This is a genomic window from Streptomyces sp. NPDC056835, assembly GCF_042789485.1.
Classification (GTDB): domain Bacteria; phylum Actinomycetota; class Actinomycetes; order Streptomycetales; family Streptomycetaceae; genus Streptomyces.
On record NZ_JBHUBB010000002.1, the window covers coordinates 228,031 to 252,812 of the forward strand.

30 protein-coding genes and 1 pseudogene are annotated in these 24,782 nt (G+C 66.0%); 3 read left to right on the forward strand and 28 right to left on the reverse strand.

Annotated features, from left to right (window positions below; translation table 11 throughout):
* Positions 1 to 133: 133 nt before the first annotated feature.
* The 23 genes from ACFRMN_RS03490 to rpsJ all read right to left on the reverse strand — a co-directional run bounded on the left by ACFRMN_RS03490 (position 134) and on the right by rpsJ (position 11,998).
* The gene (locus ACFRMN_RS03490) at positions 134 to 793 is read right to left on the reverse strand and encodes an adenylate kinase (RefSeq protein WP_383012593.1); all 660 of its coding nucleotides are present in this window, start codon (positions 791 to 793) and stop codon (positions 134 to 136) included.
* Positions 793 to 2,112, reverse strand: coding sequence for a preprotein translocase subunit SecY (gene secY / locus ACFRMN_RS03495; RefSeq protein WP_030351449.1), 1,320 nt, complete (start codon positions 2,110 to 2,112; stop codon positions 793 to 795). The genes ACFRMN_RS03490 and secY overlap by 1 nt, the downstream gene beginning before the upstream one ends.
* A 188-nt stretch (positions 2,113 to 2,300) precedes the next feature.
* Positions 2,301 to 2,756 carry a 50S ribosomal protein L15 gene (gene rplO, locus ACFRMN_RS03500; protein ID WP_030351448.1) on the reverse strand — a complete coding sequence of 152 codons (456 nt, stop codon included), beginning with the start codon at positions 2,754 to 2,756 and terminating at the stop codon, positions 2,301 to 2,303.
* Position 2,757: 1 nt separating this feature from the next.
* Positions 2,758 to 2,940, reverse strand: a complete 183-nt coding sequence (gene rpmD / locus ACFRMN_RS03505; RefSeq protein ID WP_066943591.1) for a 50S ribosomal protein L30 — start codon at positions 2,938 to 2,940, stop codon at positions 2,758 to 2,760.
* Positions 2,940 to 3,542 (reverse strand): 30S ribosomal protein S5, encoded by a 603-nt coding sequence (gene rpsE, locus ACFRMN_RS03510; RefSeq protein ID WP_030351447.1) that lies wholly within the window; start codon positions 3,540 to 3,542, stop codon positions 2,940 to 2,942. Before rpsE ends, rpmD begins: the two co-directional genes overlap by 1 nt.
* 46 nt (positions 3,543 to 3,588) lie before the next feature.
* Positions 3,589 to 3,972, reverse strand: a complete 384-nt coding sequence (rplR, locus tag ACFRMN_RS03515; protein WP_114659653.1) for a 50S ribosomal protein L18 — start codon at positions 3,970 to 3,972, stop codon at positions 3,589 to 3,591.
* Between the two features lie 3 nt (positions 3,973 to 3,975).
* Positions 3,976 to 4,515: a 50S ribosomal protein L6 gene (rplF, locus tag ACFRMN_RS03520; protein ID WP_383012596.1), complete on the reverse strand. Its 540-nt coding sequence runs from the start codon at positions 4,513 to 4,515 to the stop codon at positions 3,976 to 3,978.
* Positions 4,516 to 4,536: 21 nt separating this feature from the next.
* Complete coding sequence (gene rpsH / locus ACFRMN_RS03525) at positions 4,537 to 4,935, reverse strand: 30S ribosomal protein S8 (RefSeq protein WP_046504649.1); 399 nt, start codon at positions 4,933 to 4,935, stop codon at positions 4,537 to 4,539.
* A gap of 211 nt (positions 4,936 to 5,146) precedes the next feature.
* Positions 5,147 to 5,332, reverse strand: coding sequence for a type Z 30S ribosomal protein S14 (locus ACFRMN_RS03530; RefSeq protein ID WP_003948630.1), 186 nt, complete (start codon positions 5,330 to 5,332; stop codon positions 5,147 to 5,149).
* 2 nt (positions 5,333 to 5,334) lie between these two features.
* Entirely contained in the window at positions 5,335 to 5,895 is a 561-nt protein-coding gene (rplE, locus tag ACFRMN_RS03535; RefSeq protein ID WP_030351443.1) for a 50S ribosomal protein L5, read from the reverse strand.
* Entirely contained in the window at positions 5,895 to 6,218 is a 324-nt protein-coding gene (gene rplX / locus ACFRMN_RS03540; protein WP_030351442.1) for a 50S ribosomal protein L24, read from the reverse strand. The genes rplE and rplX overlap by 1 nt, the downstream gene beginning before the upstream one ends.
* 2 nt (positions 6,219 to 6,220) lie before the next feature.
* Positions 6,221 to 6,589, reverse strand: a complete 369-nt coding sequence (gene rplN, locus ACFRMN_RS03545; RefSeq protein WP_003974257.1) for a 50S ribosomal protein L14 — start codon at positions 6,587 to 6,589, stop codon at positions 6,221 to 6,223.
* A gap of 109 nt (positions 6,590 to 6,698) precedes the next feature.
* The gene (rpsQ, locus tag ACFRMN_RS03550) at positions 6,699 to 6,986 is read right to left on the reverse strand and encodes a 30S ribosomal protein S17 (protein ID WP_383012600.1); all 288 of its coding nucleotides are present in this window, start codon (positions 6,984 to 6,986) and stop codon (positions 6,699 to 6,701) included.
* The gene (rpmC, locus tag ACFRMN_RS03555) at positions 6,986 to 7,210 is read right to left on the reverse strand and encodes a 50S ribosomal protein L29 (protein ID WP_129770858.1); all 225 of its coding nucleotides are present in this window, start codon (positions 7,208 to 7,210) and stop codon (positions 6,986 to 6,988) included. Before rpmC ends, rpsQ begins: the two co-directional genes overlap by 1 nt.
* Entirely contained in the window at positions 7,210 to 7,629 is a 420-nt protein-coding gene (gene rplP / locus ACFRMN_RS03560) for a 50S ribosomal protein L16 (RefSeq protein ID WP_014047785.1), read from the reverse strand. Before rplP ends, rpmC begins: the two co-directional genes overlap by 1 nt.
* Positions 7,630 to 7,634: 5 nt before the next feature.
* Complete coding sequence (rpsC, locus tag ACFRMN_RS03565) at positions 7,635 to 8,483, reverse strand: 30S ribosomal protein S3 (RefSeq protein ID WP_030351439.1); 849 nt, start codon at positions 8,481 to 8,483, stop codon at positions 7,635 to 7,637.
* Positions 8,483 to 8,830, reverse strand: a complete 348-nt coding sequence (gene rplV, locus ACFRMN_RS03570; protein WP_004571827.1) for a 50S ribosomal protein L22 — start codon at positions 8,828 to 8,830, stop codon at positions 8,483 to 8,485. Before rplV ends, rpsC begins: the two co-directional genes overlap by 1 nt.
* A gap of 40 nt (positions 8,831 to 8,870) precedes the next feature.
* Positions 8,871 to 9,152, reverse strand: coding sequence for a 30S ribosomal protein S19 (rpsS, locus tag ACFRMN_RS03575; protein WP_030351437.1), 282 nt, complete (start codon positions 9,150 to 9,152; stop codon positions 8,871 to 8,873).
* A gap of 12 nt (positions 9,153 to 9,164) precedes the next feature.
* Positions 9,165 to 10,001, reverse strand: a complete 837-nt coding sequence (gene rplB, locus ACFRMN_RS03580; protein WP_129770859.1) for a 50S ribosomal protein L2 — start codon at positions 9,999 to 10,001, stop codon at positions 9,165 to 9,167.
* Between the two features lie 50 nt (positions 10,002 to 10,051).
* Positions 10,052 to 10,369, reverse strand: a complete 318-nt coding sequence (gene rplW / locus ACFRMN_RS03585; RefSeq protein WP_249948333.1) for a 50S ribosomal protein L23 — start codon at positions 10,367 to 10,369, stop codon at positions 10,052 to 10,054.
* Positions 10,369 to 11,022 (reverse strand): 50S ribosomal protein L4, encoded by a 654-nt coding sequence (gene rplD, locus ACFRMN_RS03590; protein ID WP_383012604.1) that lies wholly within the window; start codon positions 11,020 to 11,022, stop codon positions 10,369 to 10,371. Before rplD ends, rplW begins: the two co-directional genes overlap by 1 nt.
* A gap of 8 nt (positions 11,023 to 11,030) precedes the next feature.
* The gene (gene rplC / locus ACFRMN_RS03595) at positions 11,031 to 11,675 is read right to left on the reverse strand and encodes a 50S ribosomal protein L3 (protein ID WP_030351433.1); all 645 of its coding nucleotides are present in this window, start codon (positions 11,673 to 11,675) and stop codon (positions 11,031 to 11,033) included.
* Positions 11,676 to 11,689: 14 nt separating this feature from the next.
* Entirely contained in the window at positions 11,690 to 11,998 is a 309-nt protein-coding gene (rpsJ, locus tag ACFRMN_RS03600) for a 30S ribosomal protein S10 (protein ID WP_003948644.1), read from the reverse strand.
* Between the two features lie 678 nt (positions 11,999 to 12,676).
* Here rpsJ and ACFRMN_RS03605 point away from each other — a divergent pair.
* From ACFRMN_RS03605 to ACFRMN_RS03615, 3 genes and pseudogenes are all read left to right on the forward strand, one after another.
* Positions 12,677 to 13,420: pseudogene (locus ACFRMN_RS03605) on the forward strand (serine/threonine-protein kinase); the annotation flags it as partial.
* Positions 13,421 to 13,798: 378 nt separating this feature from the next.
* Positions 13,799 to 14,917: a phosphate ABC transporter substrate-binding protein PstS gene (pstS, locus tag ACFRMN_RS03610; protein ID WP_383013029.1), complete on the forward strand. Its 1,119-nt coding sequence runs from the start codon at positions 13,799 to 13,801 to the stop codon at positions 14,915 to 14,917.
* A 59-nt stretch (positions 14,918 to 14,976) separates the two neighbouring features.
* On the forward strand, positions 14,977 to 15,396 hold the full coding sequence (locus ACFRMN_RS03615) for a DUF4279 domain-containing protein (protein ID WP_383012607.1): 420 nt from the start codon (positions 14,977 to 14,979) through the stop codon (positions 15,394 to 15,396).
* Positions 15,397 to 15,548: 152 nt separating this feature from the next.
* Here the strand turns inward: ACFRMN_RS03615 and tuf are convergent, their stop codons facing one another.
* The 5 genes from tuf to ACFRMN_RS03640 all read right to left on the reverse strand — a co-directional run bounded on the left by tuf (position 15,549) and on the right by ACFRMN_RS03640 (position 24,714).
* Positions 15,549 to 16,742, reverse strand: a complete 1,194-nt coding sequence (tuf, locus tag ACFRMN_RS03620; RefSeq protein ID WP_129770864.1) for an elongation factor Tu — start codon at positions 16,740 to 16,742, stop codon at positions 15,549 to 15,551.
* A gap of 160 nt (positions 16,743 to 16,902) precedes the next feature.
* Positions 16,903 to 19,029, reverse strand: a complete 2,127-nt coding sequence (gene fusA, locus ACFRMN_RS03625; RefSeq protein ID WP_383012610.1) for an elongation factor G — start codon at positions 19,027 to 19,029, stop codon at positions 16,903 to 16,905.
* A 38-nt stretch (positions 19,030 to 19,067) separates the two neighbouring features.
* Positions 19,068 to 19,538: a 30S ribosomal protein S7 gene (rpsG, locus tag ACFRMN_RS03630; RefSeq protein WP_030351427.1), complete on the reverse strand. Its 471-nt coding sequence runs from the start codon at positions 19,536 to 19,538 to the stop codon at positions 19,068 to 19,070.
* Between the two features lie 2 nt (positions 19,539 to 19,540).
* On the reverse strand, positions 19,541 to 19,912 hold the full coding sequence (gene rpsL / locus ACFRMN_RS03635) for a 30S ribosomal protein S12 (RefSeq protein WP_003948652.1): 372 nt from the start codon (positions 19,910 to 19,912) through the stop codon (positions 19,541 to 19,543).
* Between the two features lie 887 nt (positions 19,913 to 20,799).
* A complete protein-coding gene (locus ACFRMN_RS03640) occupies positions 20,800 to 24,714 on the reverse strand; it encodes a DNA-directed RNA polymerase subunit beta' (protein WP_030351424.1) in 3,915 nt (1,304 codons plus the stop codon).
* Between the last annotated feature and the right edge of the window lie 68 nt (positions 24,715 to 24,782).

The following is a 24,782-nucleotide window of genomic DNA, read 5'->3' on the forward strand; positions in this document are numbered from 1 at the left end:
CCCCACCTCTTCCCTCTTTTTGTTGTGGGTTTGTTGGGTGGGTGGTTTTTTTCATTGTCAACTCCCCGGGGGCGGGGGGCGGGGCGCCCCCCCCCCCCCACGGCCGTACTTGGTACCGCTGCACTGCTGGGACCTACGCGGCCCTGCCCCGCTCAAGCGCCTCCATCGCACGCTCGGTCACTTCGGTGACCTTGCCGAGCGCGGAGATCGTGACCACCAGGCCCTGGGCCCGGTAGTGGTCGATGATCGGCTCGGTCTGCGTGTGGTAGACCTCAAGACGGGTCCGCACCGTCTCCTCGGAGTCGTCGCCCCGCTGGTACAGCTCGCCGCCGCAGATGTCACAGACACCCTCCTTCTTCGGCGGGCTGTACGTGACATGGAAGACATGCGCGCTGTCATTGCGGCACACCCGGCGCCCCGCGATCCGCGTGACGACCTCGTCCTCCGGAACCTCCAGGTCCAGCACCGCGTCCAGCTTCACGCCGTCCTGCGCGAGGGCTTCGTCCAGCGCCTTCGCCTGCGAGACATTGCGCGGGAAGCCGTCCAGCAGAAAGCCGTTGGTGGCGTCCGGCTGGGCCATCCGCTCCTGTGCCATCGCGATGGTCACCTCGTCGGGCACCAGGTTCCCGACGACGATGTACGACTTCGCGAGCTTGCCGAGGGTCGTGCCCTGGCTGATGTTGGCTCGGAAGAGGTCGCCCGTGGAGATGTGCGGGACCTTCAGGTTCTTGGCGAGGTACGCGGCCTGCGTTCCCTTGCCGGCACCGGGCGGCCCGACGAGGACGATTCGCATCAGCGGAGGAACCCTTCGTAATTACGCTGCTGAAGCTGGCTCTCGATCTGCTTCACGGTTTCCAGACCCACACCCACGATGATGAGGATGCTCGTCCCGCCGAACGGGAAGTTCTGGTTCGCACCGCCGAAGCCTGCCAACGCCATCGTCGGGACGAGAGCAATCAGACCCAGGTACAGCGAGCCCGGCCAAGTGATCCTGTTGAGCACGTAGCTCAGATACTCGGCTGTAGGTCGACCTGCCCGGATACCCGGGATGAAGCCACCATACTTCTTCATGTTGTCGGCGACTTCTTCGGGGTTGAAGGAGATGGCCACGTAGAAGAAGGCGAAGAACACGATCAGCAGGAAGTACGTCGCGATGTAGTACGGGTGGTCGCCCTTGACGAAGTGCGCTTCGATCCAGGTCTTCCACGCGGAGTTCCCGCTGGAGAACTGCGCGACCAGCGCCGGGATGTAGAGCAGCGACGACGCGAAGATGACGGGGATCACACCCGCCTGGTTCACCTTCAGCGGGATGTACGTGGACGTACCGCCGTAGGACCTGCGGCCGATCATCCGCTTCGCGTACTGCACGGGGATCCGGCGCTGCGCCTGCTCGACGAAGACGACCAGGCCCACCATCACGAAGCCGATCAGAATGACCGTGCCGAACTCGATCCAGCCCTTGGCGAGCGTGCCGCTCTCCTTGATGGCCCACAGCGCGCCGGGGAAGCCGGCGGCGATCGAGATGAACATCAGGATGGACATGCCGTTGCCGATCCCGCGGTCGGTGATGAGCTCACCGAGCCACATGACGGCGGCGGTGCCCGCGGTCATGGTGATCACCATGGTGACGGTGACGAAGATCGACTGGTCGGGCACGATCTCCGAGGCGACCGGGCAGCCGCTGAAGAGCGCGCCGCTACGAGCGGTGGCGACCAGGCCGGTGCCCTGCAACACGGCGAGGGCGACCGTCAGATAGCGGGTGTACTGCGTGATCTTCGCCTGACCGGACTGGCCCTCCTTCTTGAGGGCCTCCAGCCTGGGGATGACCACGGTCAGCAGCTGCAGGATGATGCTCGCGGTGATGTACGGCATGATGCCGAGCGCGAAGATCGTGATCTGCAGCAGCGCCCCGCCGCTGAACATGTTCACCAGACCGAACAGGCTGTTGTTGCCCTTCTGGGCCGCGTCGACACACGTCTGGACATTCTCGTAGCTGACGCCCGGTACCGGGACATGTGCCCCGAGCCGGTACAGCACGATGATGGCGAGTGTGAAGAGCAGCTTCTTGCGCAGGTCGGGCGTCTTGAACGCCCGGGCGAACGCGGTGAGCACGGTGCCTCCTGCGACCCCCGCGCTACTGCGTCAGAGGTGACGGTATTGAGGATCGACGGATACGGAACAAGCGATACAGCAACAATGCACGCCACCTTACCGGCGACAGTGCCCCCCTTGGAACGACCAACCGGGGATGCCCCTTATGAGAGGCATCCCCGGTCGGATGTTCAGGCCATCGAGTTGTCTCAGACGAGCTCGGTGACGGTGCCGCCGGCGGCGGCAATCTTCTCCTTGGCGGAGCCGGAGACGGCGTCAACCGAAACCTGCAGCGCCACGGAGATCTCGCCCTGGCCCAGGACCTTGACGAGGCTGTTCTTGCGCACCGCGCCCTTGGTGACCAGATCGGCCACCGTGACCTCGCCGCCCTCGGGGTAGAGAGCGGAGAGCTTGTCCAGGTTCACGACCTGGTACTCGGTGCGGAACGGGTTCTTGAAGCCCTTGAGCTTCGGGAGACGCATGTGGAGGGGCATCTGCCCACCCTCGAAGCGCTCCGGAACCTGGTAACGGGCCTTGGTGCCCTTGGTACCACGACCTGCGGTCTTACCCTTGGACGCCTCACCACGACCCACACGGGTCTTGGCGGTCTTGGCGCCCGGGGCAGGACGGAGGTTGTGGACCTTCAGCGGGTTGTTCTCCGCCATGTCAGTCGACCTCCTCAACCGTCACGAGGTGGCGGACGGTGTGCACCATGCCGCGGAACTCGGGGCGGTCCTCCTTGACAACCGTGTCGCTGACCCGCTTGAGGCCGAGCGAGCGCAGGGTGTCGCGGTGGTTCTGCTTGCTGCCGATGTACGACTTCGTCTGCGTGATCTTGAGACGGGCCATTACGCACCCGCTCCCGCACGCGCACGGAGCAGAGCCGCGGGGGCGACGTCCTCAAGGGGCAGACCGCGGCGGGCCGCGATCTCCTCGGGACGCTGCAGGCCCTGGAGGGCCGCCACGGTCGCGTGCACGATGTTGATCGCGTTGTCCGAGCCGAGCGACTTCGACAGGATGTCGTGCACGCCCGCGCACTCCAGCACGGCACGCACCGGGCCACCGGCGATCACGCCGGTACCGGGGGAAGCCGGCTTGAGCAGGACAACGCCCGCGGCCTTCTCGCCCTGGATCGGGTGCGGGATGGTGCCCTGGATACGGGGGACCTTGAAGAAGTGCTTCTTGGCCTCCTCAACACCCTTGGCGATGGCGGCCGGCACCTCCTTGGCCTTGCCGTAACCGACACCCACGGTGCCGTCACCGTCGCCCACCACGACCAGCGCGGTGAAGCTGAAGCGACGACCACCCTTCACAACCTTGGCGACGCGGTTGATCGCGACAACGCGCTCAACGTAAGCGGTCTTCTCGGCGGCAGCGCCACCGTCGCGACCCTTCCGGTCCCGCCGCTCGCCGCCACCGGCACCGCTTCCGCGGCGCTGGGGTCCAGCCATTGGATTTACCTCTCTCTGTTACGTCCGTTAGTCCCGGAACCGGGGCTCAGAACTTCAGCCCGGCTTCGCGGGCGGCGTCAGCCAGAGCGGCAATGCGCCCGGCGTACCTGTTGCCACCACGGTCGAACACGACGGCCTCGACGCCGGCGGCCTTGGCACGCTCGGCGACCAGGGCGCCGACCTTCTGTGCCTGGGCGCTCTTGTCGCCCTCGCCACCACGGATCGAGGTGTCCAGGGTCGACGCCGAAGCGAGCGTGTGGCCCGCGATGTCGTCGATGACCTGCGCGACGATGTTGCGGTTGGAGCGCGTCACGACCAGGCGAGGACGCTCCGGCGTACCGGAGACGTGCTTACGGACGCGGATGTGGCGACGCTTGATGGCGGCGCGCTTGTACGCGTCACCCTTAGCAATCTTGACACCGTATGCCATGGCTTACTTACCCGCCTTTCCGACCTTGCGGCGGATGACCTCGCCCGCGTACTTGACGCCCTTGGCCTTGTACGGGTCGGGCTTCCGCAGCTTGCGGATGTTAGCGGCGACCTCGCCGACCTTCTGCTTGTCGATGCCCTCGACAGAGAACTTCGTGGGCGTCTCGACCTTGAAGGTGATGCCCTCGGGGGCCTCGATGAGGATCGGGTGGCTGTAGCCCAGGGCGAACTCCAGGTTGGAGCCCTTCGCCTGGACGCGGTAGCCGACTCCGCTGATTTCGAGCGCCTTGACGTATCCCTGGGTCACGCCGGTGATCATGTTCGCCACCAGCGTGCGGGACAGGCCGTGCAGGGCCTTGTTCTGACGCTCGTCGTTCGGGCGCAGCACCTGAAGGGTGCCGTCCTCGCCCTTGGTGACCTCGATCGGCGCGGCGACGGTGTGCGAGAGGGAACCCTTGGGGCCCTTCACGGCGACCGTTCGGCCATCGATGGTGACGTCCACACCGGCGGGAACCTGGATGGGGAGCTTGCCGATTCGCGACATGAGCTATTCCTCCGTTCCCGACTACCAGACGTAGGCGAGGACTTCCCCACCTACGCCCTTCTTGCTGGCCTGCTGGCCGGTCAGGAGACCGTGGGACGTGGAGATGATGGCCACGCCCAGGCCGCCGAGAACCTTCGGCAGATTGGTGGACTTCGCGTACACACGCAGACCCGGCTTGGAGATGCGCTTGATGCCGGCGATCGAACGCTCGCGGTTCGGGCCGAACTTCAGCTCCAGGACGAGGTTCTTGCCGACCTCGGCGTCCTCGACCTTCCAGCCGGTGATGAAGCCCTCCTGCTGGAGGATCTCCGCGATGTGCGACTTGATCTTGCTGTGCGGCATCACGACTTCGTCGTGGTACGCCGAGTTCGCGTTGCGCAGACGCGTGAGCATGTCTGCGATGGGATCAGTCATGGTCATGAATTGGCCTTCGGCCTCTCTCGCCGGGGTTTCCTGTATGCGCCATCCCTCTCCCCGATCAGAGTCGGGACGGGTGCGGTGCGGGGACCTACGGCGTAGTAAGTCTGATTTGGACGACGGGCGCCCAACCCCACAAGCCTACGGCATATGAGGGAGGGCTCCCGCCAACCAATTGCTTACCGAGAGCTCCGGGTGGTCCTGAAAAGCAGGACTACCAGGAGCTCTTGGTGACGCCCGGCAGCTCGCCGCGGTGGGCCATCTCACGAAGGCACACACGGCACAGGCCGAACTTGCGGTAGACGGAGTGGGGACGGCCGCAGCGCTGGCAGCGGGTGTAACCGCGCACACCGAACTTCGGCTTGCGGGCGGCCTTAGCGATCAGAGCCTTCTTCGCCACGGTCAGTTCTCCTTGAACGGGAAGCCGAGGTGACGAAGGAGGGCACGACCCTCGTCGTCATTGGTCGCCGTGGTGACCACGGTGATGTCCATGCCCCGGACCCGGTCGATCTTGTCCTGGTCGATCTCGTGGAACATGACCTGCTCCGTGAGACCGAAGGTGTAGTTGCCACGGCCGTCGAACTGCTTCGGGGACAGACCGCGGAAGTCACGGATACGCGGCAGCGCGAGCGACAGCGTACGGTCCAGGAACTCCCACATGCGGTCACCGCGGAGGGTGACGTGGCAACCGATCGGCTGGCCCTCGCGCAGCTTGAACTGCGCGATGGACTTCCGGGCCTTCGTGACGGACGGCTTCTGGCCGGTGATCGTGGTGAGGTCCTTGATGGCACCCTCGATCAGCTTGGAGTCGCGGGCGGCGTCGCCCACACCCATGTTGACCACGATCTTGACGAGACCGGGGATCTGCATGACGTTCTCGTACGAGAACTCCTCACGCAGCTTTCCGGCGATCTCCTCGCGGTAGCGCAGCTTCAGACGCGGCGCGGTAGTGGTGGCAGTCATCAGATGTCCTCACCGGTCCGCTTGGCAACGCGGATCTTGTTGCCCTCGTCGTCAAAGCGGTAGCCGACGCGGGTGACGACCTTCTTGCCGTCCTTCTCCACGACCAGCTGAACATTGCTGATGTGGATGGGGGCTTCGGTGGTCACGATGCCGCCGGTCTGCGAACCGCGAGCCGTCTGGCCGGCCTTGGTGTGCTTCTTGACCCGGTTGACACCCTCGACGAGAACACGGTCCTGCGTGGGGTAGGCCACGATGACCTTGCCCTGCTTGCCCTTGTCCTTACCGGTGATGACCTGAACCAGGTCGCCCTTCTTGATCTTCATGCTTACAGCACCTCCGGCGCGAGCGAGATGATCTTCATGAACTTCTTCTCGCGCAGCTCACGGCCCACCGGGCCGAAGATACGGGTGCCGCGAGGGTCGCCGTCGTTCTTCAGAATGACGGCGGCGTTCTCGTCGAAGCGGATGTACGAGCCGTCCGGACGGCGGCGCTCCTTGACGGTGCGAACGATGACCGCCTTGACGACGTCACCCTTCTTCACGTTGCCACCGGGGATCGCGTCCTTGACGGTGGCGACGATGACGTCACCGATGCCCGCGTAGCGGCGACCCGAACCACCGAGAACACGGATGGTGAGAATTTCCTTCGCACCCGTGTTGTCGGCGACACGCAGTCGCGACTCCTGCTGGATCACGTCTATCTCCTGATCGTCTGCCGGTTCCCCGGGGGCCGATCACTCGGCCCCCGGAGCCTGGCGGAACTAGTCCGAGGGAAATGCCCTGCTGGCAAACCCTCAGGGGTTGTTACTTGGCCTTCTCAAGGATCTCGACGATGCGCCACCGCTTCGTGGCGGACAGCGGCCGGGTCTCCATCAGGAGGACACGGTCGCCGATGCCGGCGGCGTTCTGCTCGTCGTGCGCCTTGAGCTTGTTCGTACGGCGGATGACCTTGCCGTACAGCGCGTGCTTGACGCGGTCCTCGACAGCGACGACGACGGTCTTGTCCATCTTGTCGCTGACGACCAGACCCTCACGGGTCTTGCGGAATCCGCGCTCGGCAGTGTTGGTCTCGGTCACGTTGCTCTCAGTCATCAGGCGCTCTCCACCGTCTCGATGCCCAGCTCGCGCTCACGCATCAGGGTGTAGATCCGCGCGATGTCCTTGCGCACGAGCTTCAGCCGCCCGTGGTTTTCGAGCTGACCCGTCGCCGCCTGGAAGCGGAGATTGAACAGCTCTTCCTTGGCCTCGCGAAGCTTGGCGAGAAGCTCCTCATTGCCCAGTTCGCGCAGTTCGGACGCCTTGGTCACGGCCGCCATCACGACTCACCTGCCTCGCGCCGAACGATCCGGCACTTCATCGGAAGCTTGTGAGCAGCGCGGGTAAGCGCCTCACGCGCAATCTTCTCGTTCGGGTAGGACAGCTCGAACATCACCCGACCGGGCTTGACGTTCGCGATCCACCACTCGGGGGAACCCTTACCGGAACCCATGCGGGTCTCGGCAGGCTTCTTGGTGAGCGGACGGTCCGGGTAGATGTTGATCCAGACCTTGCCGCCACGCTTGATGTGACGGGTCATCGCGATACGAGCGGCCTCGATCTGACGGTTCGTCACGTACGCGGGGGTCAGCGCCTGGATGCCGTACTCGCCGAACGCAACCTGCGTCCCACCCTTGGACATTCCGCTGCGCTTCGGGTGGTGCTGCTTGCGGTGCTTGACCCTACGGGGGATCAGCATTTCGGTCAGGCCTCCGTTCCGCCGGTAGAAGAGGACGTCGCCTCAGCGGCCGGAGCAGCGGCGGCGTCGGCCTTGGGGGCCTCGGCTGCCGGGTTCTGCTGCGGCTTGCGGCCACGGCCGCCACGCTCGCCACCGCGGCCACCACGGCCGGCGGGACGGTCGTTGCCACCACCACGGGCCGGACGGTTGCCGGCGCGGGCCGCGGCGTTCTCGGCGCGCACCTCGGCGATGTTCTTGACGTCGCCCTTGTAGATCCAGACCTTCACACCGATACGGCCGAAGGTCGTCTTGGCCTCGAAGAAGCCGTAGTCGACGTTCGCGCGGAGCGTGTGCAGGGGCACGCGGCCCTCGCGGTAGAACTCCGAGCGGGACATCTCGGCGCCGCCGAGACGGCCACCGCACTGGATCTTGATGCCCTTGGCGCCGGCCTTCATCGTCGACTGCATGCTCTTACGCATGGCGCGACGGAAGGAGACACGCGAGGACAGCTGCTCGGCGACGGCCTGGGCCACCAGCTGAGCGTCCACCTCGGGGTTCTTGACCTCAAGGATGTTCAGCTGGACCTGCTTGCCGGTCAGCTTCTCCAGCTCGCCGCGGATACGGTCGGCCTCGGCGCCGCGGCGGCCGATGACGATGCCCGGACGTGCGGTGTGGATGTCAACGCGGACGCGGTCACGGGTGCGCTCGATCTCCACCTTGGAGATGCCGGCCCGCTCCATGCCCTTCGTCATCATGCGACGAATGGCGACGTCTTCCTTGACGTAGTCCTTGTACAGCTTGTCGGCGTACCAACGGGACTTGAAGTCCGTGGTGATACCGAGCCGGAACCCATGCGGGTTAACCTTCTGGCCCATTACCGGGTTCCTTCCTTGCTGCTGACGACCACGGTGATGTGGCTGGTCCGCTTACGGATCCGGTAGGCACGGCCCTGGGCACGCGGACGGAACCGCTTCAGGGTCGGGCCCTCGTCCACGTACGCCTCGCTGATGACCAGCGAAGAGGCGTCGGTGTGGTCGTAGTTGTGCGCGGCGTTGGCAATGGCGCTGTCAAGCACCTTGCCGACCGGCACGCTCGCGGCCTGCGGGGCGAAGCGCAGGACCGCCTGAGCCTCCGTGGCATCCATGCCACGGATGAGGTCCACCACGCGGCGGGCCTTCATGGGCGTGACGCGGATGTACCGCGCCTGGGCCCTGGCTTCCATGGTTGTCCCTTCGGTGTAAGTCATAGTCAGTCACCCCGCGTTAGCGGCGCTTCGACTTCCGGTCGTCCTTGACGTGGCCGCGGAAGGTGCGAGTCGGCGAGAACTCGCCGAGCTTGTGGCCGACCATGGACTCGGTGACGAACACCGGGACATGGATCTTGCCGTTGTGCACCGCGATCGTGTGGCCCAGCATGGCCGGGACGATCATCGAGCGACGGGACCAGGTCTTGATGACGTTCTTGGTGCCTGCTTCGTTCTGGACGTCCACCTTCTTGATCAGGTGGTCGTCGACGAAGGGCCCCTTCTTGAGACTGCGCGGCATCTAAACCCGCTCCTAGCGCTTCTTGTTCGTCTTGCGGCGGCGGACGATGTACTTGCTGCTTGCCTTCTTCGGCGAGCGAGTACGACCCTCCTTCTGACCCCACGGGCTGACCGGGTGACGTCCACCGGAGGTCTTGCCCTCACCACCACCGTGCGGGTGGTCAACCGGGTTCATCGCGACACCGCGGACGGTCGGGCGTACGCCCTTCCAGCGCATACGGCCGGCCTTGCCCCAGTTGATGTTCGACTGCTCGGCGTTGCCGACCTCACCGATGGTGGCGCGGCAGCGGACGTCGACCAGCCGGATCTCACCGGACGGCATACGAAGGTGGGCCATGGAGCCCTCCTTCGCCAGCAGCTGCACGGAGGCACCCGCGGAGCGGGCGAACTTCGCGCCGCCGCCGGGCCGCAGCTCGATGGCGTGGATGGTCGTACCGACCGGGATGTTGCGCAGCGCCAGGTTGTTGCCGGGCTTGATGTCGGCGGCCGGACCGTTCTCGACACGCGCGCCCTGCGCGAGGCCACGCGGCGCGATGATGTAGCGCTTCTCGCCGTCCGCGTAGTGCAGCAGCGCGATGCGCGCGGTGCGGTTCGGGTCGTACTCGATGTGCGCGACCTTGGCCGGCACGCCGTCCTTGTCGTGACGACGGAAGTCGATCACTCGGTAGGCGCGCTTGTGTCCACCACCCTGGTGGCGAACGGTCACACGACCGGCGTTGTTACGGCCGCCCTTGCTGTGCAGCGGGCGGACCAGCGACTTCTCCGGCGTGGACCGCGTGATCTCGACAAAGTCGGCGACGCTGGAGCCACGACGGCCCGGGGTCGTCGGCTTGTACTTGCGGATACCCATTGTCTCTCAGTCCTCGGAAGAATTCCGGATCCTGGACGTCTCGACCTCCGTCAGGAGGTCGGGCCGCCGAAGATGTCGATACGGTCGCCCTCAGCGAGGGTCACGATGGCGCGCTTGGTGTTCGCGCGCTTACCGAAACCGGTGCGGGTGCGCTTGCGCTTGCCCTGGCGGTTGATCGTGTTGACCCCGGCGACCTTGACCGAGAAGACCGCTTCCACGGCCTGCTTGATCTGGGTCTTGTTGGCCGTGGGCGCCACGATGAACGTGTACTTGTTCTCGTCGAGCAGCGCGTAGCTCTTCTCGGACACCACGGGCTTCACAAGGATGTCGCGGTGGTCGTGGAAGGTCTTGCTGGTGATCTCGGCCATCAGGCTTCACTCCCCTCGTTGTCTTCGGCCTTGGAAGGGCCAGACACGAAGGACTCGAAGGCGGCCTTGGTGAAGACCACGTCGTCGGAGACGAGCACGTCGTACGTGTTCAGCTGGCCCGGCGCCAGGATGTGCACCTGGGGCAGGTTGCGGGCGGACAGCCACGCGGCCTCGTCGGACCTCTCGGCGACCAGGAGCACGTTCTTGCGCTCGCTGATCTTGCCGATCAGGGTCCTGGCGGCCTTGGTGGACACCGCGTCCTCGACCAGGCCGGAAACGACGTGGATACGAGAGTGACGGGCCCGGTCGGTGAGGGCACCGCGCAGGGCGGCGGCCTTCATCTTCTTGGGGGTCCGCTGCGAGTAGTCACGCGGCACGGGGCCGTGGACGACGCCACCACCGGCGAACTGCGGAGCGCGGGTCGAACCCTGACGGGCGCGGCCGGTGCCCTTCTGGCGGTACGGCTTCTTGCCACCGCCACGGACTTCGCCGCGGGTCTTGGTCTTGTGCGTGCCCTGTCGGGCAGCGGCCAGCTGGGCGACAACGACCTGGTGGATCAGCGGGATGCTGACCTTCGCGTCGAAGATCTCCGAGGGGAGCTCGACGGTCCCGGCCTTGTCGCCTGCCGGCGAAAGGATGTCAACGGTGCTCATCAGTTACCTCAGGCCCCCTTGGCCGCGGTACGGACCAGGACGAGGCCGCCGTTCGGACCAGGAACCGCGCCCTTGATCAGGAGCAGGCCCTTCTCCGCGTCAACGGCGTGAACGGTCAGGTTCTGGGTGGTGACCCGCTCGTTGCCCATACGGCCCGCCATGCGGAGGCCCTTGAACACACGGCCCGGGGTGGCGCAGCCACCGATGGAACCGGGAGAGCGGTGCTTGCGCTGGGTGCCGTGACCGGCGCCGAGGCCCTTGAAGTTGTGACGCTTCATGACACCGGCGAAGCCCTTGCCCTTGCTCTTGCCCGTGACGTCGACCTTGACGCCGGACTCGAACGTGGCGGCGGTGATCTCCTGGCCGAGCGTGTACTCGGCGGCGTCGGAGGTGCGGAGCTCCACCAGGTGGCGGCGGGGGGTCACGTCGGCCTTGGCGAAGTGGCCCTTGAGGGGCTTGTTCACCTTGCGCGGGTCGATCTCGCCGAAGGCGATCTGGACCGACTCGTAGCCGTCGGAGTCATTCGTACGGACCTGGGTAACAACGCAGGGCCCGGCCTTGACGACGGTCACCGGGACGACACGGTTGTTCTCGTCCCAGACCTGGGTCATGCCGAGCTTCTCGCCCAGGACACCCTTGATCTGCTTTGCCATCTCTTCCGCGCCTCTCAGAGCTTGATCTCGATGTCAACGCCGGCCGGAAGGTCCAGGCGCATCAGCGAGTCAACGGTCTTGGGCGTCGGGTCGAGGATGTCGATCAGGCGCTTGTGCGTGCGCATCTCGAAGTGCTCGCGCGAGTCCTTGTACTTGTGCGGCGACTTGATGACGCAGTACACGTTCTTCTCAGTGGGCAGCGGCACCGGGCCCGCGACCGACGCACCAGTACGCGTCACCGTCTCGACGATCTTCTTCGCCGAGGAGTCGATGACCTCGTGGTCGTAGGCCTTGAGCCGGATGCGGATCTTCTGTCCCGCCATGGCTGCTTCGTAGTCCTGTCTCTCGTAACGCTCTGGAACCCGGTAGCTCCGCGCCCCGCTCCGACCCACGCGGTCGGGCGTGTCGCATCCTCGCCAATGAAAATCTCCCGAAGGAATTTCCCTGCCAAGGGGTACGGTCCTGCGACCGCGAGCCGGGGCCGGGCCGCGATATCGCGATTAGCCACCGGGCGCCTGGTCGGAGCCCCGCTGACACTTCCCGGAAGATTCCCGTACGTCCGCCCCAGCGCTGCCCGAAAGGGCAGTTGGGACGACGAGTACTGTGGGACTCGCTTCCGGTCCTCCCGGCGGGAGGCGCGCAGCATCGGCACTCAACCGAGCAACCTGAACAGTGTGCCATAGGGGCCCTGGCCCTGGCCAATCGCGGCCGGAAAGGGTACCCCACGCTCGGATCCGCCAAGCATGCCGCGCCCGCTCATACGCCGTCGCGACGGTCCGTATCGCTTCCATCGCGCGGCGTGACGCCGCGGGGGCCGTTCCGGCGCGGCCGGTCGCCCGTCCCGAACCCCCCGTCCTCCCCGGAATCCCGCGTCCACCGGGACCACCGCAACCCCTGAGTTTCTTACCGGCGGTCGGTACGCTCACGTGGGTCAAGTGGGCCGCTGTGTACGGGGAGTGGGGTCTTCGGTGAAAGCTCTGACGGTCGGCGACCCACGACAAGTGGGTCCCTACCGGCTCACGGGCAGGCTGGGCGCGGGCGGGATGGGCCGGGTCTATCTCGGGTCCTCCCCGGGCGGGCGGCAGGTGGCCGTGAAGGTCATCCGGCCCGAGCTGGCGGACGAACCGGGATTCCGGGAACGGTTCGCACGCGAGGCCGCTGCGGCCGAGGCCGTCAGCGGGGCGTTCACCGCCGCCGTGGTCGGCGCTGACCCGCACGGAGAGGCGCCGTGGCTGGCCACGCTGTACGTACCCGGGCTCTCGCTCTCCGAGGCGATCGCGCGCCACGGAACGCTGCCCGAGTGGTCGGTGTACGGGCTGGGGGCCGGACTGGCCGAGGCTCTGCAGGCCATCCACGCCGCCGGACTGATCCACCGCGACCTGAAGCCCTCGAACGTACTGCTGGCCGCCGACGGACCGCGCGTGATCGACTTCGGAATCGCGATGGAGGCGGGTGCCGAAGCGCTCACGAGCACCGGTCTAATCGTCGGCACGCCGGGGTTCATGGCACCCGAGCAGTTCACCCGCCAACCCGTCGGGACGGCCGCCGATGTGTTCTGCCTGGGCGCGGTGCTGGCCTTCGCGAGCGTCGGGCAGGGACCGTTCGGGACCGGCTCGTCGCACGCGATGGGCTATCGCGTCGTCCACGAGGAGCCGGACCTCGCGGCGCTGCCCGCACGCGTACGGGACGTGGTGGCACGGTGCCTGGCCAAGGATCCCGCGGCCCGGCCCGCCGTTCCCGAACTGCTGCGTGAGCTCGCCGGGCTGGTCGTACCGGACCCGGACCCGGCCCCGGCCCCGGAGGAGCGGGGAGCGACAAGCGCCCGGACACGTACCCTGGCCCTCCCCCGGAAGCAGTCCCTGTGGCTTCCCACGCCGCTCGCGGACGCGGTCGACCGGGCCGATACGGAGCCCGCCGAGCCGGCGTCCACCGCTGACCCCGCGCCCGCCGCCGAGCCGGCGCCCGCCCCTGCCGGGCCGTCCCCGAGCGCCGGGCCGGCCCCGGCCGCCGGCACGGTGGGCGCCGGTCCATCGCCGGTGGCCCGTCCGTCCGCCCTCACCGGGACGTCCGGTTCACCGGCGGGCTGGGTGCGCCGACACCGGGCGAAGCTGCTGATCAGCTGTCTGCTCCTCGGCGCCATCGGCTTTCTCTCCCCCCGTGTCGGCGCCTGGATGTCCGACGGCTCCGACGCGAACGACGTCTCGGGCTCGGGCTCGGAGTCGGGATCGTCCCCGAAAGCCCCCGCCCCGAGCGCCTTCGAGTGCGCCCACAACGGCGGACAGCTCCTGGGCTCCGGTTCGTCGGCCCAGAGGAACGCCGTGGACGCGTGGATCAAGGACTACACGGCGGCCTGCCCCGACGTCCGGATCAACTACAACGCCACCGGCGCGGGCGCCGGCATCGTCGAGTTCCTGACAGGCGCCACCGCCTTCGCGGGCTCCGAAGCCGCCCTCGCCCCCGAGGAGTCCGCCGAGTCCAAGCGCGTCTGTCCGGGCGGATCGGGTATCAATCTGCCGATGCTCGGCGGTCCGATCGCCATCGGCTACAACGTCCCCGGTGTGGATGACCTCGTCCTGGACGCTCCCACCATCGCGAAGATCTTCGACTCGAAGATCACGAAGTGGAACGACGCCACGATCAGGGAACTGAACCCCGGCGTCAACCTGCCCGACTCAACGATCCAGACTTTCCACCGCGGCGAGGACTCCGTCACCAACCGGACTCTGGGCAACTATCTGAGCGCCTCCGCCCCGGCCGAGTGGCCGTACGAGACCGGCCCGGCGTGGCCCGGCTCCGGCGGCCAGTCCGCCAAAGGTTCCTCCGGTGTCGCCACCCAGGTGAAGCTGGTCAGCGGCTCGATCGGCTACTTCGAACTGTCCTACGCGAGCAGCGAGGGTCTGAGTACCGCCAGGATCAGTACTGGCGCGGCGGAGCCGGTCGAGGCGAACACGAAGAACGCGTCCGAGGCTCTCGGCACCGCCGCGGTCGTCGGTACGGGGAAGGATCTGGCCCTCGCACTCGACTACACGACCAAGGCCGAGGGCGCGTACCCGCTGCTCCACGTGACCTACGAGATCGTCTGCGACAAGGGCAACAAGCCCGGCACGCTCGGCACGGTGAAGTCCTTTCTGAGCTACACCGCCGGCGAGGAGGGGCAGAGGACCATCAGTGACCTGGGGTACGCCCCGCTGCCCTCCACACTCGCCGCCAAGGTCCGCGAGTCCGTCCGCACGATCGCCTGAGCCGAGCCGAGCCCGAGCCCGAGCCCGAGCCCGAGCCGTGTCCGACTGTGGGTGAATTGGTGAGCGACAACTCGCACGACGCGATGCCGTGGGTACTGACGGCGGTAGCTCTAACCGTGAAGAAAAATGACCTCGACCCGGATTCGGTCACCGACCGACTCGGGTTGCGGCCATCGGCTGTGCGAATGCCAGGAATCGACCGATGGAACCCCGAGGGAGACCCTGCGGGGCAGTGGCGCCTCCAATGTGACGAGCGCACCACCCGGGTATTTTCTGAACAGCTCGGCACAATCCTCCGGGTGGCCGAGGAATGCGCGGACACTCTGGCAATTCTGAGAGCGGAGGGATGCGAAGTAACGATCACCGTACGAGGTTTCGCCGACAACGACTCCCGGATTCTTCTCTCCGCGGACGAGCTGGCAAGAGCTTCCCGCCTGAAAATTCCCCTCGCATTCATTCCGAACCTTAATTCCCGATAGGGTTGAGCTGGCTGGAAGAATGCTGACGGCTTCGAATTCAAAAGAACAGGGGCCCCGCGCCACCGTCCTCGCGGACGGGGCACGGGGCCCCTGCTGGATGCTCCGAGGAGCTACCCGGTCAGTTCAAGACCGGGACCAGGCCGGATCAGCAATTACTTGTTGATCTTGGTGACCTGGCCGGCGCCGACGGTCCGGCCACCCTCACGGATGGCGAACTTGAGGCCCTCCTCCATGGCGACGGGCTGGATCAGCTCGACCGTCATGACGGTGTTGTCGCCCGGCATGACCATCTCGGTGCCCTCGGGGAGGGTCACCACGCCGGTCACGTCCGTGGTACGGAAGTAGAACTGCGGGCGGTAGTTGTTGAAGAAGGGGGTGTGACGGCCACCCTCGTCCTTCGACAGGATGTAGGCCTGGGCCTCGAAGCTGGTGTGCGGCGTGACCGAACCCGGCTTGATGATGACCTGGCCGCGCTCGACGTCCTCGCGCTTGATGCCACGGAGGAGCAGACCGACGTTCTCACCGGCCTGGCCCTCGTCGAGCAGCTTGCGGAACATCTCGATGCCGGTGACCGTGGTGGTGGTCTTCTCGGTCTTGATACCGACGATGTCGACGGTCTCGTTGACCTTCAGGACACCACGCTCGATACGACCGGTGACGACGGTGCCACGACCGGTGATCGTGAAGACGTCCTCGATCGGCATCAGGAACGGCTTGTCGACGTCGCGCTCGGGCTGCGGGATGGACTCGTCAACGGCCTTCATCAGGTCGAGAACGGTCTTGCCCCACTCGGCGTCGCCCTCAAGGGCCTTGAGCGCCGAGACCTTGACGACCGGCAGGTCGTCGCCCGGGAACTCGTACTCGGAGAGCAGCTCGCGGACCTCAAGCTCGACGAGCTCAAGGATCTCCTCGTCGTCCACCATGTCGGCCTTGTTCAGGGCGACAACGATGTACGGAACGCCGACCTGGCGGGCCAGGAGCACGTGCTCCTTGGTCTGCGGCATCGGGCCGTCGGTGGCGGCGACCACGAGGATGGCGCCGTCCATCTGCGCCGCACCTGTGATCATGTTCTTGATGTAGTCCGCGTGACCCGGGCAGTCGACGTGCGCGTAGTGACGCGACTCCGTCTGGTACTCGACGTGCGCGATGGAGATGGTGATACCGCGCTGGCGCTCCTCAGGAGCCTTGTCGATCTGGTCGAAGGCCGAGGCCTCGTTCAGGTCCGGGTACGCGTCATGCAGCACCTTGGTAATGGCGGCCGTGAGGGTCGTCTTACCGTGGTCGATGTGACCGATGGTGCCGATGTTGACGTGCGGCTTAGTCCGCTCGAACTTCGCCTTCGCCACTGGGGTCCTCCTGGAGTGGTTCTGTACGCCTTACTCATCGGCGCCAGGTGATCTTTGCTGGGATGCCGGCCCCCGGGGCGGCCCCGCCATGATCCGGTGGATCCGGCGGAACTGCCCCAGGACTTGCCGGTGACAAGCCTAAAGCGTGGACTCGGAAGAGTTACTCGCCCTTGGCCTTCGCGATGATCTCCTCGGCGACGTTCCGGGGAACCTCGGCGTAGGAGTCGAACTGCATCGAGTAGCTTGCGCGACCCGAGGTCTTGCTGCGGAGGTCTCCGACGTAGCCGAACATCTCCGACAGCGGCACCAGGCCCTTGACGACCTTGGCGTTGGCCCGGTCCTCCATGGCCTGGATCTGGCCACGCCGGGAGTTGATGTCACCGATGACATCGCCCATGTAGTCCTCGGGCGTCGTCACCTCGACGGACATCATCGGCTCAAGGAGCACGGGAGACGCCCTGCGGGCACCTTCCTTGAACGCCTGCGAACCGGCGATCTTGAAGGCCAGCTCCGAGGAGTCGACCTCGTGGTAGCCACCGTCGAGCAGCGTGATGCGGACACCGGTCATCTCGTAGCCCGCGAGGATGCCGAACTGCATGGCCTCCTGCGCGCCGGCGTCCACCGAAGGGATGTACTCCTTCGGGATACGGCCACCGGTGACCTTGTTCACGAACTCGTACGAGGTGTCGCCACCCTCGATGGGCTCGATCATGATCTGCACCTTGGCGAACTGCCCGGTGCCACCGGTCTGCTTCTTGTGCGTGAAGTCCACGCGCTCGACGGTCTTGCGGATCGTCTCACGGTAGGCGACCTGCGGCTTACCGACGTTCGCCTCGACCTTGAACTCACGCCGCATACGGTCGACCAGCACCTCAAGGTGGAGCTCGCCCATACCGCCGATGACGGTCTGGCCGGTCTCCTCGTTGCTGTGCACCTGGAAGGAGGGGTCCTCCTCCGCGAGACTCTGGATGGCTACACCCAGCTTCTCCTGGTCGCCCTTGGACTTGGGCTCGATCGCGACCTCGATGACCGGCGCCGGGAAGTCCATGGACTCCAGGATCACCGGGTTCTTCTCGTCGCAGAGCGTCTCACCGGTGGTGGTCTGCTTCAGGCCCATGACGGCGACGATGTCACCGGCGCCCACCGACTCGATCTCCTCACGCTTGTTCGCGTGCATACGGTAGATCTTGCCGATGCGCTCCTTGCGGCCCTTCACCGAGTTCAGCACCGCGGTGCCGGACTCCAGACGGCCGGAGTACACCCGGACGAACGTGAGCTTGCCCAGGTGCGGGTCCCTCATGATCTTGAAGGCCAGCGCGGACAGCGGCTCGTCGACGGAGGGCTTGCGCTTGACGACCAGCTCGGGGTCCTTCACGTCGTGGCCCTCGATGGCCTCGACGTCGAGCGGGGTCGGCAGGTAGCGCACGACCGCGTCGAGCAGGGGCTGCACGCCCTTGTTCTTGAACGCGGTACCGCAGAACACCGGGGTGACGGTGGTGCCGGCGGACTTGCCGGAGGCGATGGTGATACGGCGGATCGCCGCGTACAGCTGCTCCACGGTGGGCTCGGTGCCCTCCAGGTACAGCTCCATCAGCTCGTCGTCGTTCTCCGAGACGGTCTCCAGCAGCGTGCCGCGCCACTCCTCGGCCGCCTCGATGTGCGTGGCCGGGATGTCGATGACGTCGTACATCTCGCCCTTGGCGGCCTCGGCGGACCAGACGAAGGCCTTCATCGTCACGAGGTCGACGACGCCCTTGAAATCGGCCTCGGCACCGATCGGAAGCTGCATGACGATCGGAACCGCACCGAGGCGGTCCTTGATCATGTCGACGCAGCGGTGGAACTCCGCGCCGGTCCGGTCGAGCTTGTTCACGAAGCAGATACGGGGCACGCCGTAACGGTCGGCCTGCCGCCATACCGTCTCGGACTGCGGTTCCACACCGGCGACACCGTCGAACACGGTGACCGCACCGTCGAGGACGCGGAGCGAACGCTCCACCTCGACCGTGAAGTCCACGTGACCCGGGGTGTCGATGATGTTGATGGTGTGGTCGACGTCGTCGAGCGGCCAGTGGCAGGTCGTCGCGGCGGACGTGATGGTGATGCCGCGCTCCTGCTCCTGCTCCATCCAGTCCATCGTGGCAGCGCCGTCGTGGACCTCACCGATCTTGTAGCTCACACCGGTGTAGAACAGGATGCGCTCGGTGGTCGTCGTCTTGCCCGCGTCGATGTGGGCCATGATCCCGATATTGCGGACCTTGGCCAGGTCAAGCGAAGTGGTGGCCATAAGGCTCAATCTTCTCTCGGTCTCGATGTGGGTAGCGACTACCAGCGGTAGTGCGCGAAGGCCTTGTTGGACTCGGCCATCTTGTGCGTGTCCTCACGCTTCTTGACCGAGGCGCCGAGACCGTTGGAGGCGTCGAGCAGCTCGTTCATGAGGCGTTCGGTCATGGTCTTCTCGCGACGGGCGCGGGAGTAACCCACGACCCAGCGCAGAGCGAGGGTGGCGGCGCGACCGGGCTTGACCTCGATCGGCACCTGGTAGGTGGCGCCACCGACACGGCGGGACTTGACCTCAAGCGTGGGCTTGACGTTCTCAAGCGCGCGCTTCAGCGTGATGACCGGGTCGTTGCCGGTCTTCTCGCGGAGGCCTTCCATGGCGCCGTACACGATCCGCTCGGCAGTGGAACGCTTGCCGTTGAGCAGAAGCTTGTTGATCAGCGACGTGACAAGAGGAGAACCGTAGACCGGGTCGATGATGACCGGGCGCTTCGGGGCGGGGCCCTTACGAGGCATTCTTACTTCTCCTTCTTGGCGCCGTAGCGGCTGCGGGCCTGCTTGCGGTTCTTGACGCCCTGGGTGTCAAGGGAGCCGCGGATGATCTTGTAGCGAACACCCGGCAGGTCCTTCACACGGCCACCACGCACGAGCACGATGGAGTGCTCCTGCAGGTTGTGTCCCTCACCCGGAATGTAGGCCGTGACCTCGATGCCGGAGGTCAGACGCACACGCGCGACCTTACGGAGGGCCGAGTTCGGCTTCTTCGGGGTGGTCGTGAAGACACGCGTGCAGACGCCGCGGCGCTGAGGGGAACCCTCAAGTGCGGGCGTCTTGTTCTTCTCGACCTTGTCCTGCCGGCCCTTCCGGACCAGCTGCTGGATCGTAGGCACTACTTCTCCGGTTTCTGTGTGCCGTTAGTGAAACTAACCTGGAACACCTCCGACCCACGCGGTCGGGTGTGTCGAATACCGCACGGCCTCACCGAAGGCGAGGAGGGCGCGGATTACGGTGGCCGGTGCTCAAGCTCGCGTGCGGTTGAGGACACGCACAGGAGCCCAGGCACACCCCAGGCACAAGGTCTGAGCGTACCTACCTCATGGACTCCGGTCAAAACAAATGCCGGGCCCCCCGACACGCCGGACGTCCCCCTGGTGAACGGCGGGCAACGGGGGCGCGACGCGGCCCATCGGAGAGGTCGTCGCCGGACGTCCGGCCCTGACGGTGGTCCCGCCCACTCCAGCGCCGGTTCGTACCGTCGTCAAAACGTGAGAAAAAAGCCCACCGCAGGCGCCACGAACAGCGCGACCGCTATGCAGCATATAAGCATGCCGAATCCGACCCGACTGGTCACTTCGAACGAGAGCATTGCCTTGCGGGAATTTTGAGGATCATTTAACGGAAGCTTCCCTCCATCTGCTGTCGGGTATTCGCAGATAACCCCGACGTAGCCACCGGCCGACCAGTAGTGATTCACGCATTCACCCGCTGCACGCCGCCCCGACCGCTCCCATCTCCGCCCTTGCGCAAGGCGTACAGATTGACAAGAACCACCACGAGGGACGGCACCGCAAACAGAACGGAAGGCCTTCCACATGGGCCGACATAACAAGTACATATTCGCCTGTGACTACCCCACAGGCGTTCCACTGTCACCTGACGAACTCGATGAAGATTCATTCACTCATACGACGGAAAGGAGGAAGGAAAGAAGAAGCGGAATGAAACGCCGAAGGGCGGCCACCCCGTACAGGATGGCCGCCCTCCGTTCGCTCACGCCTTACTGGTTGTACGGACCGTAGTCGTAGTCCTCCAGCGGAACGGCCTGGCCGGAGCCCGTGCCGAACGGCGAGTAGTCGATGTCGTCGTAGCCGACGGCCGAGTACATCGCGGCCTTGGCTTCCTCGGTCGGCTCGACCCGGATGTTGCGGTAGCGGGACAGACCCGTACCGGCCGGGATGAGCTTACCGATGATGACGTTCTCCTTGAGGCCGATCAGGGAGTCCGACTTGGCGTTGATCGCCGCGTCGGTGAGGACCCTGGTCGTCTCCTGGAAGGACGCCGCCGACAGCCACGACTCGGTGGCCAGCGACGCCTTGGTGATACCCATCAGCTGCGGACGGCCGGAGGCCGGGTGGCCGCCTTCCGTGACCACACGACGGTTCTCGGTCTCGAACTTCGAGCGCTCCACCAGCTCGCCCGGCAGCAGCTCCGCGTCGCCGGACTCGATGATCGTCACACGGCGCAGCATCTGCCGGATGATGATCTCGATGTGCTTGTCGTGGATCGACACACCCTGCGAGTTGTAGACCTTCTGGACCTCGCCGACCAGGTGGACCTGGACCGCGCGCTGACCGAGGATCCGCAGCACGTCGTGCGGGTTGGTGGCACCCACGGTGAGCTTCTGGCCCACCTCGACGTGGTCGCCCTCGCCCACGAGCAGACGGGCACGCTTCGAGATCGGGAACGGCGTCTCGTCGCTGCCGTCGTCCGGGGTGACGACGAGCTTCTTGGTCTTCTCGGTCTCCTCGATACGGACGCGGCCGGCCGCCTCCGAGATCGGGGCGACACCCTTGGGCGTACGGGCTTCGAAGAGCTCGACGACTCGGGGCAGACCCTGGGTGATGTCGTCACCGGCCACACCACCGGTGTGGAAGGTACGCATCGTCAGCTGGGTACCGGGCTCACCGATGGACTGGGCGGCGATGATGCCGACCGCCTCACCGATGTCGACCAGCTTGCCGGTGGCCAGCGAGCGGCCGTAGCAGAAGGCACAGGTGCCGACCGCGGACTCGCAGGTCAGGACCGAGCGGGTCTTGACCTCCTCGACCCCGGCGGCCACGACGGCGTCGATCAGGACATCGCCCAGGTCGACATTTGCCGGCGCGATGACCTTGCCGTCGACGACGACGTCCTCGGCGAGCATCCGCGCGTACACGGACGTCTCGACGTCCTCCGCCTTGCGCAGCACACCGTCGGCGCCGCGCTCGGCGATCCGCAGCTTCAGACCGCGGTCGGTGCCGCAGTCCTCCTCGCGGATGATCACGTCCTGCGAGACGTCCACCAGACGACGGGTCAGGTAACCCGAGTCGGCGGTACGCAGAGCGGTGTCGGCCAGACCCTTTCGGGCACCGTGCGTGGAGATGAAGTACTCCAGCACCGACAGACCCTCACGGAAGGACGCCTTGATGGGACGCGGGATCGTCTCGTTCTTGGCGTTGGACACCAGACCACGCATACCGGCGATCTGACGCATCTGCATCATGTTTCCGCGAGCACCCGAGTTGACCATCATGAAGATGGGGTTGGTCTTCGGGAAGTTCGCGTTCATCGCCTCGGCGACCTCATTGGTCGCCTTGGTCCAGATCGCGATGAGCTCCTGCGTGCGCTCGTCCTTGGTGATCAGACCGCGCTCGTACTGCTTCTGGACCTTCTCGTCCTGCGCCTCGTAACCCTGGACGATCGCCTTCTTCGCCTCGGGCACGACGACATCGGAGATGGCGACGGTGACACCGGAACGGGTCGCCCAGAAGAAGCCGGCCGCCTTCAGGTTGTCGAGCGTCGCCGCCACGATGACCTTGGGGTAGCGCTCGGCGAGGTCGTTGACGATCTCGGAGAGCTGCTTCTTGCCCACCGAGTAGTCGACGAACGGGTAGTCCTCGGGCAGCAGCTCGTTGAAGAGCGCGCGGCCCAGGGTCGTACGCAGCCGGAACGGGTCGCCCTGCTGCCACGGCACCGCGGTGCCGTCCGTGTCGGCCTCCTCGGCGGCCGGCGGGGTCCAGCCGCGCGGCGGGATGGTGCCCACCGGGAAGCGGATGTCGACCTTCGCCTGGAGCGAGAGCTCCCGGTTGTCGAACGCCATGGTCGCCTCGGCGGTGGAGCCGAAGGACCGGCCCTCGCCGATGACCTTGCGCTCTTCCTCGTCCGTCGTGAGGAAGAAGAGACCGAGCACCATGTCCTGGGTCGGCATGGTGACGGGACGACCGTCGGCCGGCTTCAGGATGTTGTTCGAGGACAGCATCAGGATGCGGGCCTCGGCCTGCGCCTCCGCGGAGAGCGGCAGGTGGACGGCCATCTGGTCACCGTCGAAGTCCGCGTTGAACGCGGTGCAGACGAGCGGGTGGATCTGGATGGCCTTGCCCTCGACCAGCTGCGGCTCGAAGGCCTGGATGCCCAGACGGTGCAGGGTCGGCGCACGGTTCAGCAGCACCGGGTGCTCGGCGATGACCTCTTCGAGCACGTCGTACACGACCGTACGGCCGCGCTCGACCATGCGCTTCGCCGACTTGATGTTCTGCGCGTGGTTCAGATCCACCAGGCGCTTCATCACGAACGGCTTGAAGAGCTCCAGCGCCATGGCCTTCGGCAGACCGCACTGGTGCAGCTTGAGCTGCGGACCGACGACGATCACGGAACGGGCCGAGTAGTCGACTCGCTTGCCGAGCAGGTTCTGACGGAACCGGCCCTGCTTGCCCTTGAGCATGTCGCTCAGGGACTTCAGCGGACGGTTACCGGGACCGGTCACCGGGCGACCGCGGCGGCCGTTGTCGAACAGCGCGTCGACGGCCTCCTGCAGCATCCGCTTCTCGTTGTTCACGATGATCTCGGGGGCACCGAGGTCAAGGAGACGCTTGAGGCGGTTGTTGCGGTTGATCACACGGCGGTACAGGTCGTTCAGGTCGGAGGTCGCGAAGCGGCCACCGTCCAGCTGCACCATCGGACGCAGGTCCGGCGGGATGACCGGCACGCAGTCCAGCACCATGCCCTTGGGGCTGTTGCTGGTCTGCAGGAACGCGGAGACGACCTTGAGGCGCTTGAGCGCACGGGTCTTCTTCTGGCCCTTGCCGGTACGGATGATCTCGCGGAGGCGCTCGGCCTCCTCGTCCAGGTCGAAGGACTCCAGGCGCTTCTGCAGCGCCGCGGCACCCATCGAACCGTCGAAGTACGTGCCGAAGCGGTCACGCAGCTCGCGGTAGAGCAGCTCGTCGCCCTCCAGGTCCTGGACCTTGAGGTTCTTGAAGCGGTTCCACACCTCGTCGAGACGGTCGATCTCGCGCTGCGCGCGGTCGCGCAGCTGCTTCATCTCACGCTCGGCGCCCTCGCGCACCTTGCGGCGCACATCGGCCTTGGCGCCCTCGGCCTCCAGCTCGGCCAGGTCGGTCTCAAGCTTCTTGGCGCGGGCTTCGAGGTCGGCGTCGCGGCGGTTCTCGACCTGCTGGCGCTCGACGGAGACATGAGCCTCCAGCGACGGCAGGTCGCGCGTGCGGCGCTCCTCGTCCACGAACGTGATCATGTACGCGGCGAAGTAGATGACCTTTTCGAGGTCCTTCGGCGCGAGGTCGAGCAGGTACCCGAGGCGTGACGGGACGCCCTTGAAGTACCAGATGTGGGTCACGGGCGCGGCCAGCTCAATGTGGCCCATCCGCTCACGGCGCACCTTGGCGCGCGTGACTTCCACGCCACAGCGCTCACAGATGATGCCCTTGAAGCGGACACGCTTGTACTTGCCGCAGTAGCACTCCCAGTCCCGGGTAGGACCGAAGATCTTCTCGCAGAAGAGTCCGTCCTTCTCGGGCTTGAGCGTGCGGTAGTTGATGGTCTCCGGCTTCTTCACTTCGCCGTGCGACCAGGTCCGGATGTCGTCCGCGGTGGCAAGGCCGATCCGCAGCTCGTCGAAGAAGTTGACGTCGAGCACTTGTCGTCAATCCCTCTTTCGGGGGTTCGAGCCCCTCGCGTCAGCGAGTAGATGGGGCACTTCAGCAA